This is a genomic window from Methylobacterium sp. (assembly GCF_019750675.1).
Taxonomy (GTDB): Bacteria; Pseudomonadota; Alphaproteobacteria; order Rhizobiales; family Beijerinckiaceae; genus Methylobacterium.
Window position 1 is genome coordinate 1 of sequence record NZ_JAIEOF010000101.1, and the last position, 15,880, is coordinate 15,880.

Here is a 15,880-nt window from a genome sequence, read left to right on the forward strand (position 1 = left end):
GCCATCGGGTCGGCCATGTAGGCGTCCACCGCCGCCTTCACGTCGGTCTCGGAGATGAGGCCCAGGTCGCACAGGGCGCGGATCGTCAGCTTCTCGGTCATGCCCTTAGCCTTAAGCCCCTGCGGGCCCGCTCCGCAACGCGGCGGCGCGCCGAACCCCGCGCGGCGGCCTTGAGCCGGACCGGCACAGGGGCTACCTCTAGGGCCGGGGTCAAGCTTGCCCGGGCGACCGTCCTCCCGCCGCCTCCCAGGCGGAGGGCCGCCCGGGGCGCCGTTCCCCCCGGCCGAAAGTGCATCCGTGGCGCCCACCATCCCCCCACCGCTCCCCCCACCCGAGGCCGAGGCCGGCGCCCGCCCGCGGGTGAGCGCGCGGGGACGCCTGCGCACCTACTTCCTCACCGGCATCATCGTGTCGGGGCCGCTGGCGATCACGATCTACCTGACCTGGTGGTTCATCAGCCTCATCGACGGCTGGGTGAAGCCGCTCGTGCCGGCGAGCTACCTGCCCGACCATTACCTGCCGTTCTCGATTCCGGGGCTCGGCCTCCTCATCGCCTTCGTGGCGGTGACGCTGCTGGGCTTCCTCACCGCCAACCTCGTCGGGCGCAGCGTCGTCGAGTTCGGCGAGGTGCTGCTCGCCCGCACCCCCGTGATCTCGGGGCTCTACAAGGGCCTGCGCCAGATCTTCGAGACGCTGTTCTCGGCCAACGGCACCTCGTTCCGCACCGTCGGCCTCGTGGAATTCCCCGTGAAGGGCACGTGGTCGGTGGTGTTCCTCTCCGCCCCGGCCGCGCCGGACGTGCAGAACGCGCTCGCGCCGGGGGGCGACCATGTCGGCGTGTTTCTCCCTTGCGCGCCCAATCCCACCACCGGGTTCTTCTTCTACCTGCCGCGCACCGACATCGTGGAGATCGCCATGAGCGTCGACGACGCGGCGAAACTCGTGATGTCGGCCGGGGTGATCCAGCCCGACGACCTGGGGGCCAAGGACTCGCAGACAAAGTTCCAGGCCATGGCGGCGAACCTGCGGGCCGCCCACGGCGAGCCGCCGAAGGTCGACGCCTGACCCGGGTGCATCAGGCGTCTCGTCGTCGAAACCCAGGGCCCGGTGCCGCCCGCAACCGACCCAACCTGGTCGGACATATTGCTGCTGGCGTCGCTTGAAAGCGGACAAAGCCCCTCGCTCTGCGCAACGGCAGAGCATAGCCCCTGACAGACCTTCGGGTCCGCCGCCTCGGTCCTCCGCAAGTGGGGGAGAAGCGGAGCCGTAAGCGGCGACCACGTCAGACCGCATGTCACGTCATACCGCATGTCACGGCCTGTTACGGCGCCTGCGGGCGATGGCTTCGGCGCAGTGCGGTGCCCTTCGCCCGCGTCGGTCCATCTGCCTGTGACGGTCAGCGACGGTCATCCCCGCCGGCCGAGGACGATCACCGAAGGGACGTCAGGACACGCTCCGTCCCCTCCTCCCCGCGCATGCGACCGAAGCCCCCGCGCGGACGGACAAAACCGCCACGCTCGGTCTGCAATTGGATGAAGAATTTGTTAGGCGGCGTTCAGGCTTGGTTTGCCAGAACCTCCCGGGTGATTTGCCGAAAATGACTGGGTGCAACGAAGACGTGAGGGAGGTCGGAGATAGGCATGGCGGCAGGAAGTTCCCCGGAAACCGCGACGGTTGCGCAGGCCGATCCCGTCCTCGAAGCGTCGAGCGGAGGCGATTCCGAACGTGGGATGCCCGAGGCCGTTCGCACGCATCTCGGTTCGGAGCTCCGGTCCCTCTATGCCGCGTTCCTCGCGGAGCCGCAGCCAGACGCGCTGCTCGACCTGATCGCCAGACTTGAGGCTGGGTCATTACCGGCCGCCACGGTCTCGGGCGACGTATTCCGAACCGAACTCATGGCCGCGCTGCCGGGCCTGCGCGCCTTCGCGGTCTCCCTCGCCGTGAATCAGACGGCGGCCGACGACCTCGTACAGGAAACGCTGCTGAAGGCCTGGGCGAACCGGCACCGTTTCGAGCCCGGCAGCAACCTCAAAGCCTGGCTCTGCACCATCCTGCGCAACCAGTTCTATACCGAGATTCGCAAGCGCAAGCGCGAGGTCGAGGACGCCGATGGCGCACTCGCGGGCCGCATGGAGACCCCGGCCGCGCAGGAGGCGAGCAGCGACCTGAGGGTGGTCTGGAAGCACCTCGCCAACATGCCCGCCCTCCAGCGAGAGGCTCTGGTGCTGGTGGCGGCGCAGGGGATGACCTACGAGGCCGCAGCGGAGATGATCGGCTGCCAGGTCGGTACGATGAAGAGCCGCGTCAGCCGGGCACGGACGCTGCTGGCCGGTCTCCTCGGTCTCGACGAGGACCGCAGCCTCGCCTGAGGTATCCGGCAAAAGGAAGGCCCGCCGCGGCGGTGCCGGGCGGGCTTTCCTGTGTCGGCGACGCGGCCGACGATCTCAGTCGATGACCTCGACGATGCGGCGGCTGCGGTCCACCAGCACCGGCCGGTCGTTCACCACGGTGTAGCGGTAGCCCGGTCGGGCCCGGTATTCGCTGGGCACGTCGTAGTAGGTGACCTCGTCGTCGGGGAGCACGGTGCCGACTTGGACCGGGCCGCCCCAGCTATACGAACGAACGCCGCGCTCGCGCACGTAGGAGCGGAAGCGGGGACGGTCGTCGATGCCGAGGATGCCGCCGACCGTGCCGGTGGCGGCACCGACGGCCCCACCGACGATGCCGCCGATGGGACCGGCCGCATCGGCGCCGCGCTCGGCACCCTCGGCGGCGCCGCGAAGGGTACCCTGTGCCTGGGCGGTGATCGGCAGGGCGAGCATCCCGGCCGCCGACAGGGCGAGAAGAAGCTTGTTCGTCATGGGGACATCTCCTGAAGCGTCAGAGGGGCGTCGAATCAGTTGCAGCCTTCCTTGTGGACCGTCTTGGAGTTGCCCATGCCGTCCTCCTTGTGGACGGTCTTCGAGCCGCAATCGACGCTGCCGGTGGTGACCTCGCGGCGCTCGACGACACCCTCACGGCGCTCCACCGAAACGCTCGGGGCGCTGTCCCGGCGGATCACGGTGGTGTCCTCGGCCGATGCGGGGGCGGCGAAGCCGGCGAGGGAGGCGGCGAGGAAGACGAGAGCGAATGGCTTGCGCATGGTGTGTTCCTTCGATCCGATGGGTATTCCGTCGGTGTCCGTCCCAAGAACTCCAAACTCGAAAGAACGGTTGCGCCAAAACTTGGTCATTCGGTTAGTCTGATACAGCAACCCCAGCATTACAGCTACCGGTTGACCATGATCTCGGAGGATTAACTCTCCCGCGCACCGAACGCGCTTATTCGGGATCCGCGTCGTCCGTGTCTTCGGTCGGTGCCGCGTCGCCGTCGGGACGAGCCAAGGCCGGAGCTTCATCGACGCGACGGATACCGGCCGGGGCGATGGCGCGGGATCCCGGCCTGGACGGCATCATCGCGGCGCCCGAGGCGACGACGCCGGCAAGCGCCCGCAGGTCGGCCGGCTGCGATGGGTCCTGGGCCACGCCCTCGGCTTCCGACTGGAGGCGCAGGTTGCAAGCCTTCGATGCCAGGCCGCCGTCCGGGGTGCATTCGTCGTGCCGGGCGCAGGCCGCGTCCAGGGCGTCGATGGGTGCGAGCGGCGCGTTGTTGCCGGGCCCGCAGTAATTGCCGTGCAGGAGGGCCTTCGGGGTCTCGCCCGCCACGGCGGCAGGAGCGGCCAGGGCGGCAATCGTCACGGCCGCAGCCGCCAGTCCGGACAGTCTCATAAAGTCACCTCGCTTTGATCCCACGTTGGGCGGGATACGCGTCCCGGTGTCGTCAGGACGGATGTCGGTAATGCCAGGGTTCCGAAAACCGTTCCGGGCCGATCTGGCTCCATGGCCGCGGTGAATACCTTGCGCGGACCCAAGTCGCTTGCGGAGACCCAAGTACATTGCGCAGACCCAAGCGTGAGCCGGATCGATACGGCGGGCCACGTCGCGGCCCGGACGAGGAGGCAATGGATGCGTCGGGACGGAACGGTTCCGCCGGCATCTTCGTTGCTTCCGCCTTGCGCGGGTCCGGTCAACGTCCATGGCTGCCGTTCTCGGGAGATGAGCCATGTCGAGTGTCGACGATTTTCGCGTCATCCTTGAGACCCGCGACGGACGGCGCGTCCTGACCGCTGCGGCGGAGCGTGAGGTCGCCCTCAAGGCGGAATCGGTCCTTCGGTACTACGAGGGCCAAGCCCTCACGGTCGGCTTCAGCGTCGAGGGCCCGACCCCCAGCAGTGCGCGCCGCATCGCCCTCTACCTCACCGACGTCGCCCTGGAACTCGAACTCGCCTGAGGGACGGGAGCGCCGAAGCGCTCCCGTGGCTCGTGCTCGGCGCTCGAACTTGCCGTCGCACTTGAAACTCGGGGGCGGCCTTCAGGGCACCCTTGCCGGTGCTCACGGACGCCTTCCACGTCTCGGCGCCGGTGTCGCCGGTCAGCGCCACAGAGGACGGATCGACCACGACATCGCGCTCGCCCATGCCGAGGAAGCCGTCCACGGACATGATGTATCCGGTGGGCTTGCCCGTCTCGATGACGAGGTCCTGCGTCCTCGGAACGGGATCGCACGGGTCGCCGTTCCTGAGCCCCGGGACCGCTCGGTCACGGCCAGGGAACCTCGCCATGAGCAGCGCCACGGACACAATCGAGGGTCTCGCCAACGAGGCCGTCGGCAACGCAAAGCAGGGCATCGGTTCGGCGACCGGCAACGAGAAGCTCCAGGCCGAAGGCAAGGCGCAGGCGTCGAAGGGCGACGCGCAGAAGGCCACCGGGGACGCGAAGGAAGGCGCCCAGCACGTCGCCGGCAAGGTCACCGGCAAGGCCTGACCCGTTTGGGGGGAGCCGACGACCTATCCCCCTCGGCATCCGCCGGCGAACAGCGGCGGACGATCGCGCGACAGGGCGTGCGGAAGCCACGAAGGCGGCTCGCAGCAACGAGGCTGCGGGCCTTATGGTGATTGTGCCTATCTAGTCAAAACGCCCTGCCGTTAAGCTGCCGTTCATTTAGTCGATTTGCTTAGAAAAGTCGCAAAAACTTGGAACGGTAGTTTCGATATCTCCGTTTGTTGCTTCGTACAGTTTGATACAGCCGGAGAAAAACATGTTGAAGCACATTCGCGTCGCCGCCCTCGCCACCACCTTCGTGGTCGGTGGTGCCGCCATGGCCCTCGCGCAGTCCTCCTCGACCGTCGGCACGGGCGGCTCCTCCGCCGGCGGCGGCACCAGCTCCTCCACGGTCGGCACGGGCGGCTCCTCGGCCGGTTCGGGCAGCGGCTCCGGCTCCTCGTCGACGGTCGGCACCGGTGGCTCGTCCGCAGGCGGCGGCAAGAGTTCCTCGACCGTCGGCACGGGCGGCTCCTCGGCCGGTACGGGCAGCGGCTCCGGTTCGACCGTCGGCACCGGTGGCTCGACGGCCGGCAAGGGCACCAGCGGCTCGTCGATGGGCACCGGCGGCTCGTCTTCCGGCATGTCCGACGGCGCCGGCAAGTCGGGTAGCGCCGGCAAGTCGGGCAGCGCCGCGGGCCACGACAAGAGCGGCCCGGGCAACTCCGAGAACGCGCCCGGCCACAACAAGCGCTGAGGCTCGCCGAGCTCAAGGTCCAACGGGGGCGGCTCGTCGGAGCCGCCTCCACCCCCCTCCCGAGGAGAGTTGCACCATGGCGCGCCAGATCCTGCCGCTTCTCGGCGGCGTCCTCGTCCTAGCGGGTATCTCCGTGAGCCACGCCCAGACCAGCACCGTGACCGCGGGACCGAACGGCGTCTCCGGCAGCACGGTCGTCACCACCGGCCCGAACGGCAAACCCTGCAAGGTCGTCCACTCGGACGCCGGACAGCACGCCGGTTCGGTATCGAGTTCGGTCACGGCCGGTCCCGATGGCGTGCGCAGTTCCTCCACCGGCGGAACCTCGGTGACGACGCGGTCGGCCAACGGCTCGACCAGCAGTGCGGCATCGAGCTCGGGCAACGGCACCGCGATGACCACCACGGGCGACGGTGATTGCGTCGTCACCGTCCCCAAGGACAGGAAGTGAGGCTCAGATGACGATGACGAAGATGATGTCCGCCTTGGCGGTTCTCGGGCTGGTCCTCTCGCCGGCACTCGCCCAGGCCCAGGCCCGTGGCAGCGCGACGGGAGGCAGCGCCGGCTCGGCCGCGGTCGGCGGCACCTCCGCCTCCACCGTCGGCACCGGCGGCACGTCCACGGGCGCGAACGGCGCCACCGGCTCTTCCCTCGCGACGGGCGGGAGCGCGGCCGGCGGCAAGACCATGGACCGCGCCCACGTGAACGAGACCGGGAACGGCGGTCTGAACGGCCAGGCCAAAGCCATGGCGCATGACGGCGGGACCTTCTCGAAGTCGCAGACCAAGACCAAGGTCCGCGACGGCGAGAGCGTCGAGTCCCGCACCAAGACCATGTCGCATGAGCCGGGTTCGAAGCCGGTGAAGTCGACGACGACGTCCGGCGCGACCAGCGGTCGGTGAGGCGGACGAACCGATCGGGGACTACGACCTCAAGGCCGGTCGTTCCGTCCGGGCGGCGGCCGCCTCATTATGGGGCGTGCCGTCGGCGGGAGTGAACGAGGGGATGGGGGCCTTTCCGTGACGAGGATGACGCTTCCGGGGCGCCGGCAGGACTGGCTCCTGCTCGGCTTGGCCCTCGTGCTCGTGTTCGTGGCCGTCGCGACCTATTATCTGACGCGGCCCACCACCTTGACGGTCGCGGTCGCCCCGAAAGGGGGCAGCGAGCCGGCCTTGCTGCAGGCCTACGCGGACGAATTGGCGCGGCGAAAGCTCGGGGTGAGGCTCAAGGTCGTCTCCTTCGACGGCGTTCGCGAGAGCGCCGACGCTTTCAAGGCCGGCAAGGCCGACCTTGCGGTCGTTCGCCCCGACGTCGCGCTGCCCGGAAACGCCATGACGCTCGCCATCCTGCGCGAGCTCTCGGCCTTCGTCGCGGCACCGTCCAGCGCGGGCATCAAGAGCTTCGGGGATCTGGCCGGCAAACGCCTCGGCATGCTGGCGAGCCGGACCGCCGACCGTACGCTCGTCGGCACGCTTGCCGCCCACCACGACCTGGAGCTGCTGACGGAGCCGCAGACCGGCACTCTCCCGCAGAAGGCCGTGGCGCTCGTGCCCCTGGAGGAAGCCGATGTCGGCCCCGCCCTGCGCGCGCATCGGATCGATGCGCTCGTTCTGGTCACGACACCCGGTTCGCCCGTGGCCAGGCGCCTCGTGGCGCTCGTCAAGGAGGAGAGCGCGGACGAGGAGATCGCCCTGTTCGGGGTGCCGGATTCTACGGCCGTCCTGGCCCGCTGGCCACGCCTTCAGGCGGTCACGGTCCCGGCGGCCCTGTTCGGCGGAAATCCACGGCTCCCCGCCGAGGATGTGGCAACCGTCGGCTCGTCCTATCGCCTGGTGGCCCGGGCCGACCTGTCGCGCAGCCTCGCCGCCGAGGTGACCCAGCACCTGTTCGAGATGCGCAGCGCCCTGGCCGACACGGTGCCGGCCGCCGACGCCATCGCCAGCCCCACCTACGAGGACACGGCGGACGCCACCAGCGCGCACCTGCCCATCCATCCTGGCGCCATCGACTACTACGAGCGCGAGCAGGAAACCTTCATCGAGCGATACGAGAGCTGGATCTACCTCGTGGCCATCCTGGCCGGCGGCGTCGGCTCGACCGTGGCCTGGCTGCGCCAGCGGCTGGGCCGCATCCGACGCGAGCGGATCGAGGTGGCGACGAGCCGCCTCCTCGAACTGCGCGCGGCCGCACAGGAGGAGACCGACCACGCGCGCCTCGAGGCCATGGCGGCCGAGGTGGACGATCTGGCCGCCAGCATTGCCCGCCAGGCCCTGAATCGTCCGACCGAGCCACGGATGCTCGGTGCGGCCACGGTGGCCATCGATGCGACGCGCTCGACGGTCAGGCGTGCCATGGGCCACCGGGACAACCCGGCAGACCTGGCATCCAGCAAAGCGCCGGGGAGCTGGCCCGCGTCATAGGCCGCGTTCCGGAGGTGACCTGCCCGAGGCCGCTCGTAACGTGACCGGGTGCGACGGGGCGGGAGCGGCCGGAACACGCACAAACGACGAAGCCTACCGGAACTGCGTCCCGATAGGCTTCGCGTCGTCACTCGGTCGCGGGCAGGCTCAGTAGCGGTAGTCGCGGTACCCGCCGTACCGGCGACCCTCGTCGAAGCGCGTGCCCCGGTAGGACCGCTCGTAGCCGCCGAACTCGCGATGGCGCCGGTATCCGTGGGCAGGCGCCCAGGCGGGCGGACCACCCCGTTCGAAGCCGCGACCGCCGCGAGCCCAGGGCGGATCGGCCATGGCGGCCGTCGAGGTTCCGAGGATGCCACCGGCGAGTGTCAGGGCCGAGAACAATACAAGTGTCGGCTTGCGAAACATGATGTCTTACTCCGACGCCATCTAAACCTTTGACGTGGTGTGAATACGGCCGAGGATCAAAAACCGTTCCAGCCTTATATTTCGATGAAAAACGCCGAAGGTCGACGATGCGGCTCACGGGGTCCGTCTGTCCCGAGGCGCCCCCCTCATACCCAGGGACAGCTGCGACGGGCTGCGTCGGGTCCTCACGTCCCGAAGGCTTTCGGGTCGACGTTCACGGCTGCTGCCGCGAACGTCTGCCCGATGCCGCTGGTGCGCTTCAGCCCTTCTTCTTGAAAGCCTGGATCGCGTTCTGGCATCCGGGTGAAAGCTTCGACATGTTCTTCTGGAAGCAGGCCTGCGTTTCGGGACCGTCCTCGGGCGGCAGGCCCGCGCAGAAGGTCGTGAAGTCACCGGCGCATTGCTGCTGAAGGGCGGCTTTGTCCTCGTCGGACATCGGTGCGGCCACGGCAGCGCCGGCCGCGGCGGCGGCAAGAACGAACGTCAATCCGAAACGTACCAGCATGTCGTGCTCCCACAGCCCCTGACTCTTCGGGGTCGGGAGCCGAAACGTCTTCGCGTCCCGAACCGTTGCACCGATGAGGCCTGGGAATCAGACCTTCTCGATCGCCCCTCCCTGCGAGGAACGCTCTGCGTTTTCCACCATCCTTCGTGCAAAACACGCGCGGGGCCGTGGCTCGTGGCCGGGCGTGTCTGCGGGAGGGATCGTCGGTGATCCCGTTGATCTGCGACGATCCCCGAGGTGCCTACGACCTTGCGAGCGATCTCGTCACGAGGAGGGCGAGAAGCGCGCTGACTCCCACCGAGAGTGCGGCGATCGCCAGCATGTTCGGTTCAGGCTCGAGCCACTTCAACCCCACCGCGATGTCCCAAGCATGAAGCCAAAGGCCGCCGAGCGGGAGGGCGAGCACCACCATTGCGACGAGGTAGATGCGCACTCGGAACATGCTGCGAATTTGCCGATCGCCAGGGTGAATCGCCAGCCCGCCAACAGCCCAGGGCCATAGCATGCATGGCAAAGCCGATCAGTGCGACAGGCGAGCAAGGCTCCCGCTCCCATCGGACCAATCGGCTTTAGTCGTAGCGTATCGCGGCCGGACTTGCGAACCCGCCGCCATGATCGGCCCGGAACGAGGCAGGCACCCCAGCTCGGCTCCGATTAGGCCGTGTCTGAACCAAGATGATTAACGCTTTCCTACCGAACGAAACCGACGAAACGGAAACCCAAGCTGCCGTGTTTCTGAGGCGGTCCGAGGGGGCAGTCCGCTGAACCCTCCGCTTTCTCGCCCATCAAGGATCATGGATGCAGGTTCAGCGCGCTTTGCTTTTCGCGTTCGGCATCCTCGTGCCCGCGGTTGCGGCGGCGCATGAGGATTGTCCCCAGCACTTTAAGGACTACGGGTTCTTTCTTCAGGCGAAGAAGTCATGCGGAAAGGAGATCGCGTACCCGCTGATGAAGATCATGAAGGCCTGCGCCAAGCAGACGCCGCAGGAGGCGGCTGTCGCTCTCATGGACGACGGCCGTCGTGCCTGGGCCAGAAACCTGATGCGCAGCAACCTGGGCAGCCTGTGCGAGGAAGCCCTCTCGAAGCTGTCAGCGAGTACCGTGAGCCCAAAGCGTCGATGATGCTTGAGGCTGCCCGTGTTCCCGAGCGCTGGCTTGATCCGGACCGGCGCCGCGATGCGCGGGCCTTCGGTTCCCACCCCTCTGGTCCGCCTCGGATCAGATCGGATGGCGGAGCCCGGCACCGGCAATCGTTTCAGCGGGACCGGGACGAGGTCGAACGCAGGACCATGCTGGCGAAGCCCCCAAACCGGCGGATCGGCCGGCGCATCGGAGCCGGGCCGGGATCGGCGCGGATGGGGCCGAACGAGGTATAGGCCAAAATGCCGTGAAGCGGACGGAGCCCAGCATCCAGGCTCGGGTCGCGATGGGGCGGAAGGCCGTCTTCAATGCAGACAACGCGTGAATTCAGCCATGCACCCGATCAGACGCCGCAGGTGAATGGGCTCGGGCGCCGAACCCGTTCGATTCGCAAGGACCTCGATCAGTCCGTCTACGAAATACGCCGAACCGTTGTAGGCCAGGGCCCAATCGGAAAATTGCCGTTCCTCGATATCCTCGTAGATGAGGACCTGAACGTCCCGGTGTCGCCCGTCGCGGCCGATGCTGTCCATCAGCGCATCGATCGCGCCGCTGGTACCCTCCAGGATCTGGGCAAACCAATTCCGCGAGGCGACCAGTGCACCCGTGACACCCAACGCTGTGTTTCGCGCTCGGGAAACCTCGACGATCGCAGCGATATCGTCGTCGGTCGCCAACCTCTGGCTTACGTAAAGGAGCGAGCGGTCCATAGACGAAGACTGCGCGCGACATGAGAGCGCGCTTTGATCCAGATCAATGCCGTCAAACGTGCGGTCCTGTCGAAAGCCGTGGCATAGATCGTCGCGAAAGCCAGATCGGACTCGCTTTTCCAGTCCGACAACACATTCGTTTTTGGTCGCTCCCGACACGAATAAAATCTAGGCCCGCCCACAAGCATCTTGATAGACAATAAAATTTCTGCAAGATTGTCCCTGCAAATAAACAATGTTTCAGGGGAAGGTTCGCCATGCACCATCATGCCCCGCAACTTCTGATAGCTTTGGCAATCGGCGCCGTTGGACTTCCAGCACTCGCCGACGACATGCCTCGTTCCGGCGAGTACAAAGTGCTTTTTACGGGCATCAATTCATCGCCGATGAAGCCCCTGCCGATGGGGCCCAATCGCACGGTAACGGTCAGTCAATCCACCATGAGTGCCCTGAACGTCACCGGCGGTGGATTTCTCCATAATATGGCTGGACGCTGCGCCGGAATGGCGACGATGGACAATGAAGCCAAGACGTTCGAGAACCATGGCTATTGCGTCTATGCCGATGCTGGCGGCGATCAGATATTCGAAAAATTCGATTATCCGACGCAGCCACAAAGCGCTACGCCGCGCGGGACCGGATCTTGGAACGGAGGAACGGGTAAGTTCTCAGGCATTTCCGGAGAAATCGAGATCAACAACACACGCGTCAATCCCATGACCGAGGGCATTGCGCAGTTCACCGGCACAAAAACCGGCCGATATAATTTCGAAGCCGTCACGGCGTCGGCAAAATAGAAACCCTTCTGGGTTGGGCCCACAACCTGACCCAGAAACGTATCCGTGGAACCTCATAGGCTCCACCTTGGACGACTTGGACTTCGCAAATTCGCCCCTCGAGAGGTGGCGCCCGCCGGATCGCGCCGGACGTGAAACCTTCGCTTCTAATCTTTCCAGACTGAAGTGTCGGAAGGATACCCCCTATTTCATTGACCTCCTCCCAAGCGGACGGGCGGCATTCCAACCCGAGCCGGTCCCACAGCGGACCGTCAGGGCCCGACCCCCATCCGCCATGCCGAGCGACGTGCGGATGTCTCCTCAACGGATATTCGTGTGGCTCGACGTGTGACCCCTGATTATTGATCGAGATCAATCGGGGCGAACGCCTCGGGCAACCGTAGCTTCACGCCGTCCCGTGCAGCGAGGGGCAACAACATCCTCATACCGTTGTCGAAGTTATCGAGTAGGCGTGGCAAGGGCCGGAACGGCTGGTCGAGGGGGCGCATGAAGTCGTCCCAGTGAATAGGGATGACAAGCTTCGCCCCCGTCTGCTCGACAGTTTCGTGCCAGTAGTTCGAGGCGAATGCCTCGTCCTGCTTGCCGAGCGTCCCGATACCCAGGAACACGACATCAGCTTTTACACCCTGAAATTTACCAGGGGTGTAGTTTCCACTGGCGATCACCAGGATGCGCCGTTTCCCATGTGTGACGAGGAACGAATAGTTCCCCCCCTCCTGGTACTCGCTGATTCTGGCCGGTTGATGAAGTGGCTCGTCTATCTTGCCTGGGAATTTGGCATGGGGCGAGTGCGGGGTCTCGAACACCTGCACGCGGAACGTGCCGAACGCGTAGGTGTCGCCATCCTCGAAGACCGTCGTCCGCTCCGTGGGTAAGCCGGCTCCGCGCATGATGTTGGCCGTAGACGCGGAGCCGTAGACGGACGCACCGGTCTTGACCGCCACGGCGGCGCTATCCATCGCGTGGTCGTAATGCGAGTGAGCGACGAAGATCGCGGCTAGGTTTTGCGGCCCGATCCGGGCGAGCGTCTTGTCGATCACCCGGTCGTCGGATTGAACCTTTCCAAGCAGGACCTGTGCGACGCTGGGGCGGGTGAAGAAGCCGTCGGTCATGATCGCCGTCGTGCCGTCGTCGAAGGCGAGTGTTGCCGTCCCGAGGAAGCGGACGGTGAGGTCCCGCTTCCCCGTGGCCCTCTGCGCCACCGGGTAGCTTTGAGCGGCCAAGGACGGGATCGAAAGCGCGCCGTAAAGGATCCCGCAACCGGCAAGAGCCGCCAGGGCCGCCCCGGTGAGGAAACGGTTCATCCGCATGACTGTCGATGCCTTGGTTGTCTCACGCCTGCGACGTGAATGACGTGTCGAGGGGGGGATGAAGAAGGGAGGCGACGACCGTCTCGATCATGCGGATACGAGCGGCACCGGGATCGATCTCGGGGGCGAGCCGGCTCAGCAGCGCGGAGAAGCTTGGAGGCTGGCTCACGGCAGCGTTCACAAGGGCGAAGAACAATGCCGGGTGACTGCTGCGCACGACCCCGGCCTCGATGCCGGCGACGATCAGCGCATGGGCACATTCGTATGCCGGCCGAAGGAGGCGTTGGATCACCAATTCGGCGCGCTCAGGGGCCTCCTGGCCGTGCGCGGTGGCGAAGCCCCGCACGCCCGGATGGGCTTCGTAGAACGTCGCCAAGCCACAGATGATATCGGACAGGCGGTCGTGGAGCGGCCTCCCGGTGTCCTGAGCCAGTCGAGTGACCACGTCCATGAGCGGCTGCGCCTCGGACACGATGACGTCGAGGCAGGCTTCCCAGAGGTCCGCCTTGCTGCCGAACAGCACCCGAACGAGGTTCGGGCTCACGCCTGCCGCGGCGGCGATGCCGCGAAGATCGGCAGAATCATAACCTTGCTGTGAGAAGGCCTGGGTTGCAGCCGCCAGGAGAGCCTGACGTCCATCCGGCATGTCCTTGGTCCTACGCCCTCGGGGGCGGTTCCCCGAGGTGGCGGCGGTCTTGGCTTCCGGGGTCATCATCCACCCTCTAAATGTGTCCCCATGGACATATAAGTTCCGAGAGCCGATCACGCAGGGGAATCGAAGCATGCCCGGGGGTGTCTGGACCTCCGGTTGCGCGGTTCGCCGCGAGGCTTTCGCTTGATGCCATGCGGTTCATCGGCGACTTACCATCACGTTTCGGCACGCCGGGCTCAACCGCTCGATGTTGTCGATGAGACACCCGGTGATGGCCGTCCGGTTCGGAATGAAGACCTTGCAGAGGTGGAGGACGTCCGGCGTACAGGCCTGGCGCTCCTCAAGGGTGACAGGAGCGGAAACGCGGGCCCCCTCGTCACCGGCATGAGCGGAAAGGCTATTGCCAGGCAGCGTCGATAGGGCGAGCGCTCCGGCGAGCGCGCCTGACGTGATGGTCCGGCCAAGGGTCATGTGTCCTATCCTTGCAGAACGTCGGCCTCGAGGGCCTCCGGTTGGTCCCGCGAGACCGACGCGATCTGGGGGGCCGGGACGGCTCCTCACACGGCCATAATATGTTCGTTCGTACATATAAAGTCACCTGGGAAGGGGGCAAGATCGCGAATCTCACGAGATCGAGAGGATTTCAGATTGCGGACCTATCGGGCCTAGCAGGGCATGCGGATGCTTTTGGCTCCCGCGACCGACGATAGACGACTTCAGCAGCCCCGACCCCTTGGAAGCATCCGTCATCCGGAACCGGACGGGCAGGAAACCAACCCGCCTCGGACATGGGGTGCGGCTCGCCTTAAGCGTCGGATCCGTCCCGTCAGCCCGCCCCGAGCAGCCGGATCGCGGCCTCGCGCTCGAAGAGGTAGAGCAGCACCCGGAGCGCCTGGCCGCGCGGGCTCTTCAGGCCGGGGTCGCGCTGGACCACGAGCTGCGCGTCGTCGCGGGCCACCTGCAGGAGTTCGGCGTCGCTCTCGAGGCTGGCGAGGCGGAAGGCGGCCATCCCGGATTGGCGCGTGCCCAGCACCTCGCCCTCGCCGCGCAGGCGCAGATCTTCTTCCGCGATGCGAAAGCCGTCCTCGGTCTCGCGCATCATCTCGAGGCGGGCCCGCGAGACCTGGCCCAGCGGCCCGCGATAGAGCAGCAGGCAGGTGGAGGCCCGCGCGCCGCGCCCGACCCGGCCGCGCAGCTGGTGGAGCTGGGCGAGACCGAAGCGCTCGGCATGCTCGATGACCATGATGGTGGCCTCCGGCACGTCGACGCCGACCTCCACCACGGTCGTCGAGACCAGGATCTTTGTCTCGCCCCGCTGGAAGCGCTCCATGGCGGCGTCCTTGTCGGGCCCGGGCATCTTGCCGTGGATGAGGCCGACCGCGTCGCCGAAGCTGTGACGCAGGTCCCCGAACCGCTCCTCGGCGGCGGCCAGGTCCACGAACTCGGATTCCGCCACCAGGGGGCAGATCCAGTAGACCCGGTCGCCGGCGGCGAGCGCCCGGTTCAGGCCCGCCACCACCTCGTCGAGGCGGTCGGTGGAGACGAGGCGGGTGGCGATGGCCTTGCGGCCGGCGGGCTTCTCGTCGAGCACCGAGACGTCCATGTCGCCGAAGCAGGTCAGCGCCAGGGTGCGGGGGATCGGGGTCGCGGTCATCACCAGGATGTCGACGGCCGCGCCCTTGGCCCCCAGCGCCAGGCGCTGGTGCACGCCGAAGCGGTGCTGCTCGTCCACCACGGCGACGCCGAGATCGGAAAAGACCACGCTGTCCTGGAACAGCGCGTGGGTGCCGACCACGATGTCGACTTCGCCGGCCGCCAGCGCCGCCAGGGTGGCGCGGCGCTCGGAGGCCTTGTCGCGCCCGGTCAGCAGGCGCAGGCGCAAGGGGGCGGCGAGCGGCGCGAGGCGCTCGAAGTGCTGGCGGGCGAGGATCTCGGTCGGCGCCATCAGGGCGCCCTGGCGCCCGACCTCCACGGCGCTCGCCAGCGCGAGGAGCGCCACCGCGGTCTTGCCGGAGCCGACATCGCCCTGGAGCAGGCGCAGCATGCGCCGGTCGGAGGCCAGATCGCCCCGGATCTCGGCGACCGCGCGGCTTTGCGCGCCCGTGAGCGCGAAGGGCAGGGCGGCCGCGATCCGGCCGCTCAAGGCGCCGTCCCCCGCATTGGCCCGGCCGGGGGCGCGCCGGTTGCGGGCCCGCATCAGGGCCAGCGCCAGCTGCGAGGCCAGGAGCTCGTCGTAGGCGAGGCGGCGCCGGGCCGGGGAGCGCGGCGGCGCGGCGGCCCCCTCGGGGAGGGGGGGCGGCGCGCTCTCGGGCCGGTGCTCGGCCC

21 protein-coding genes are annotated in these 15,880 nt (G+C 67.2%); 10 read left to right on the top strand and 11 right to left on the bottom strand.

Translation table 11 applies throughout. The annotated features are described in order from the left end of the window. Positions 1–297 precede the first annotated feature (297 nt). Entirely contained in the window at positions 298–1,065 is a 768-nt protein-coding gene (locus K2X24_RS05235) for a DUF502 domain-containing protein (RefSeq protein WP_292495352.1), read from the top strand. A gap of 665 nt (positions 1,066–1,730) precedes the next feature. After that, entirely contained in the window at positions 1,731–2,369 is a 639-nt protein-coding gene (locus tag K2X24_RS05240; RefSeq protein WP_292495354.1) for a NepR family anti-sigma factor, read from the top strand. A gap of 75 nt (positions 2,370–2,444) precedes the next feature. On the opposite strand, the gene K2X24_RS05245 is transcribed toward K2X24_RS05240, so the two are convergent. The 3 genes from K2X24_RS05245 to K2X24_RS05255 form a co-directional block, all read right to left on the bottom strand. After that, positions 2,445–2,861 carry a DUF1236 domain-containing protein gene (locus K2X24_RS05245; protein ID WP_292495356.1) on the bottom strand — a complete coding sequence of 139 codons (417 nt, stop codon included), beginning with the start codon at positions 2,859–2,861 and terminating at the stop codon, positions 2,445–2,447. A gap of 35 nt (positions 2,862–2,896) precedes the next feature. Further along, positions 2,897–3,142 (bottom strand): hypothetical protein, encoded by a 246-nt coding sequence (locus K2X24_RS05250; protein WP_292495358.1) that lies wholly within the window; start codon positions 3,140–3,142, stop codon positions 2,897–2,899. Positions 3,143–3,320: 178 nt separating this feature from the next. Continuing rightward, entirely contained in the window at positions 3,321–3,767 is a 447-nt protein-coding gene (locus K2X24_RS05255) for a hypothetical protein (RefSeq protein ID WP_292495360.1), read from the bottom strand. A 334-nt stretch (positions 3,768–4,101) separates the two neighbouring features. On the opposite strand from K2X24_RS05255, the gene K2X24_RS05260 reads away from it, so the two are divergent. From K2X24_RS05260 to K2X24_RS05285, 6 genes are all read left to right on the top strand, one after another. Beyond that, complete coding sequence (locus tag K2X24_RS05260; RefSeq protein WP_292495362.1) at positions 4,102–4,329, top strand: hypothetical protein; 228 nt, start codon at positions 4,102–4,104, stop codon at positions 4,327–4,329. Between the two features lie 329 nt (positions 4,330–4,658). Continuing rightward, positions 4,659–4,862: a CsbD family protein gene (locus K2X24_RS05265; protein ID WP_292495363.1), complete on the top strand. Its 204-nt coding sequence runs from the start codon at positions 4,659–4,661 to the stop codon at positions 4,860–4,862. A 274-nt stretch (positions 4,863–5,136) separates the two neighbouring features. Then, positions 5,137–5,616 carry a hypothetical protein gene (locus K2X24_RS05270; RefSeq protein WP_292495365.1) on the top strand — a complete coding sequence of 160 codons (480 nt, stop codon included), beginning with the start codon at positions 5,137–5,139 and terminating at the stop codon, positions 5,614–5,616. 76 nt (positions 5,617–5,692) lie between these two features. Beyond that, positions 5,693–6,067, top strand: coding sequence for a glycosyl hydrolase (locus K2X24_RS05275; RefSeq protein WP_292495367.1), 375 nt, complete (start codon positions 5,693–5,695; stop codon positions 6,065–6,067). 7 nt (positions 6,068–6,074) lie between these two features. Next, positions 6,075–6,518 carry a hypothetical protein gene (locus K2X24_RS05280; protein ID WP_292495369.1) on the top strand — a complete coding sequence of 148 codons (444 nt, stop codon included), beginning with the start codon at positions 6,075–6,077 and terminating at the stop codon, positions 6,516–6,518. A 126-nt stretch (positions 6,519–6,644) separates the two neighbouring features. Next, complete coding sequence (locus K2X24_RS05285) at positions 6,645–8,036, top strand: TAXI family TRAP transporter solute-binding subunit (protein ID WP_292495390.1); 1,392 nt, start codon at positions 6,645–6,647, stop codon at positions 8,034–8,036. Positions 8,037–8,183: 147 nt separating this feature from the next. Here K2X24_RS05285 and K2X24_RS05290 read toward each other — a convergent pair whose 3' ends face one another. The 3 genes from K2X24_RS05290 to K2X24_RS05300 all read right to left on the bottom strand — a co-directional run bounded on the left by K2X24_RS05290 (position 8,184) and on the right by K2X24_RS05300 (position 9,388). Then, positions 8,184–8,441, bottom strand: a complete 258-nt coding sequence (locus tag K2X24_RS05290) for a hypothetical protein (protein WP_292495371.1) — start codon at positions 8,439–8,441, stop codon at positions 8,184–8,186. Between the two features lie 259 nt (positions 8,442–8,700). Then, complete coding sequence (locus K2X24_RS05295; protein ID WP_292495373.1) at positions 8,701–8,946, bottom strand: hypothetical protein; 246 nt, start codon at positions 8,944–8,946, stop codon at positions 8,701–8,703. 241 nt (positions 8,947–9,187) lie between these two features. Further along, positions 9,188–9,388, bottom strand: coding sequence for a hypothetical protein (locus tag K2X24_RS05300; RefSeq protein ID WP_292495375.1), 201 nt, complete (start codon positions 9,386–9,388; stop codon positions 9,188–9,190). A gap of 356 nt (positions 9,389–9,744) precedes the next feature. On the opposite strand from K2X24_RS05300, the gene K2X24_RS05305 reads away from it, so the two are divergent. Further along, positions 9,745–10,068: a hypothetical protein gene (locus K2X24_RS05305; RefSeq protein WP_292495377.1), complete on the top strand. Its 324-nt coding sequence runs from the start codon at positions 9,745–9,747 to the stop codon at positions 10,066–10,068. Positions 10,069–10,391: 323 nt separating this feature from the next. On the opposite strand, the gene K2X24_RS05310 is transcribed toward K2X24_RS05305, so the two are convergent. Further along, a complete protein-coding gene (locus tag K2X24_RS05310) occupies positions 10,392–10,796 on the bottom strand; it encodes a BLUF domain-containing protein (RefSeq protein ID WP_292495392.1) in 405 nt (134 codons plus the stop codon). 257 nt (positions 10,797–11,053) lie between these two features. Between K2X24_RS05310 and K2X24_RS05315 the strand changes: the two genes are divergently transcribed. Next, complete coding sequence (locus tag K2X24_RS05315; RefSeq protein WP_292495379.1) at positions 11,054–11,593, top strand: hypothetical protein; 540 nt, start codon at positions 11,054–11,056, stop codon at positions 11,591–11,593. Positions 11,594–11,931: 338 nt separating this feature from the next. Here K2X24_RS05315 and K2X24_RS05320 read toward each other — a convergent pair whose 3' ends face one another. From K2X24_RS05320 to recG, 4 genes are all read right to left on the bottom strand, one after another. After that, on the bottom strand, positions 11,932–12,897 hold the full coding sequence (locus K2X24_RS05320; RefSeq protein ID WP_292495382.1) for an MBL fold metallo-hydrolase: 966 nt from the start codon (positions 12,895–12,897) through the stop codon (positions 11,932–11,934). Positions 12,898–12,925: 28 nt separating this feature from the next. Next, the gene (locus K2X24_RS05325; RefSeq protein WP_292495384.1) at positions 12,926–13,549 is read right to left on the bottom strand and encodes a TetR/AcrR family transcriptional regulator; all 624 of its coding nucleotides are present in this window, start codon (positions 13,547–13,549) and stop codon (positions 12,926–12,928) included. A gap of 204 nt (positions 13,550–13,753) precedes the next feature. Continuing rightward, the gene (locus K2X24_RS05330) at positions 13,754–14,026 is read right to left on the bottom strand and encodes a hypothetical protein (RefSeq protein WP_292495386.1); all 273 of its coding nucleotides are present in this window, start codon (positions 14,024–14,026) and stop codon (positions 13,754–13,756) included. Between the two features lie 355 nt (positions 14,027–14,381). Beyond that, positions 14,382–15,880, bottom strand: a 1,499-nt coding sequence (gene recG / locus K2X24_RS05335) for an ATP-dependent DNA helicase RecG (protein ID WP_292495388.1), incomplete at its 5' end; no start/stop codon positions are given.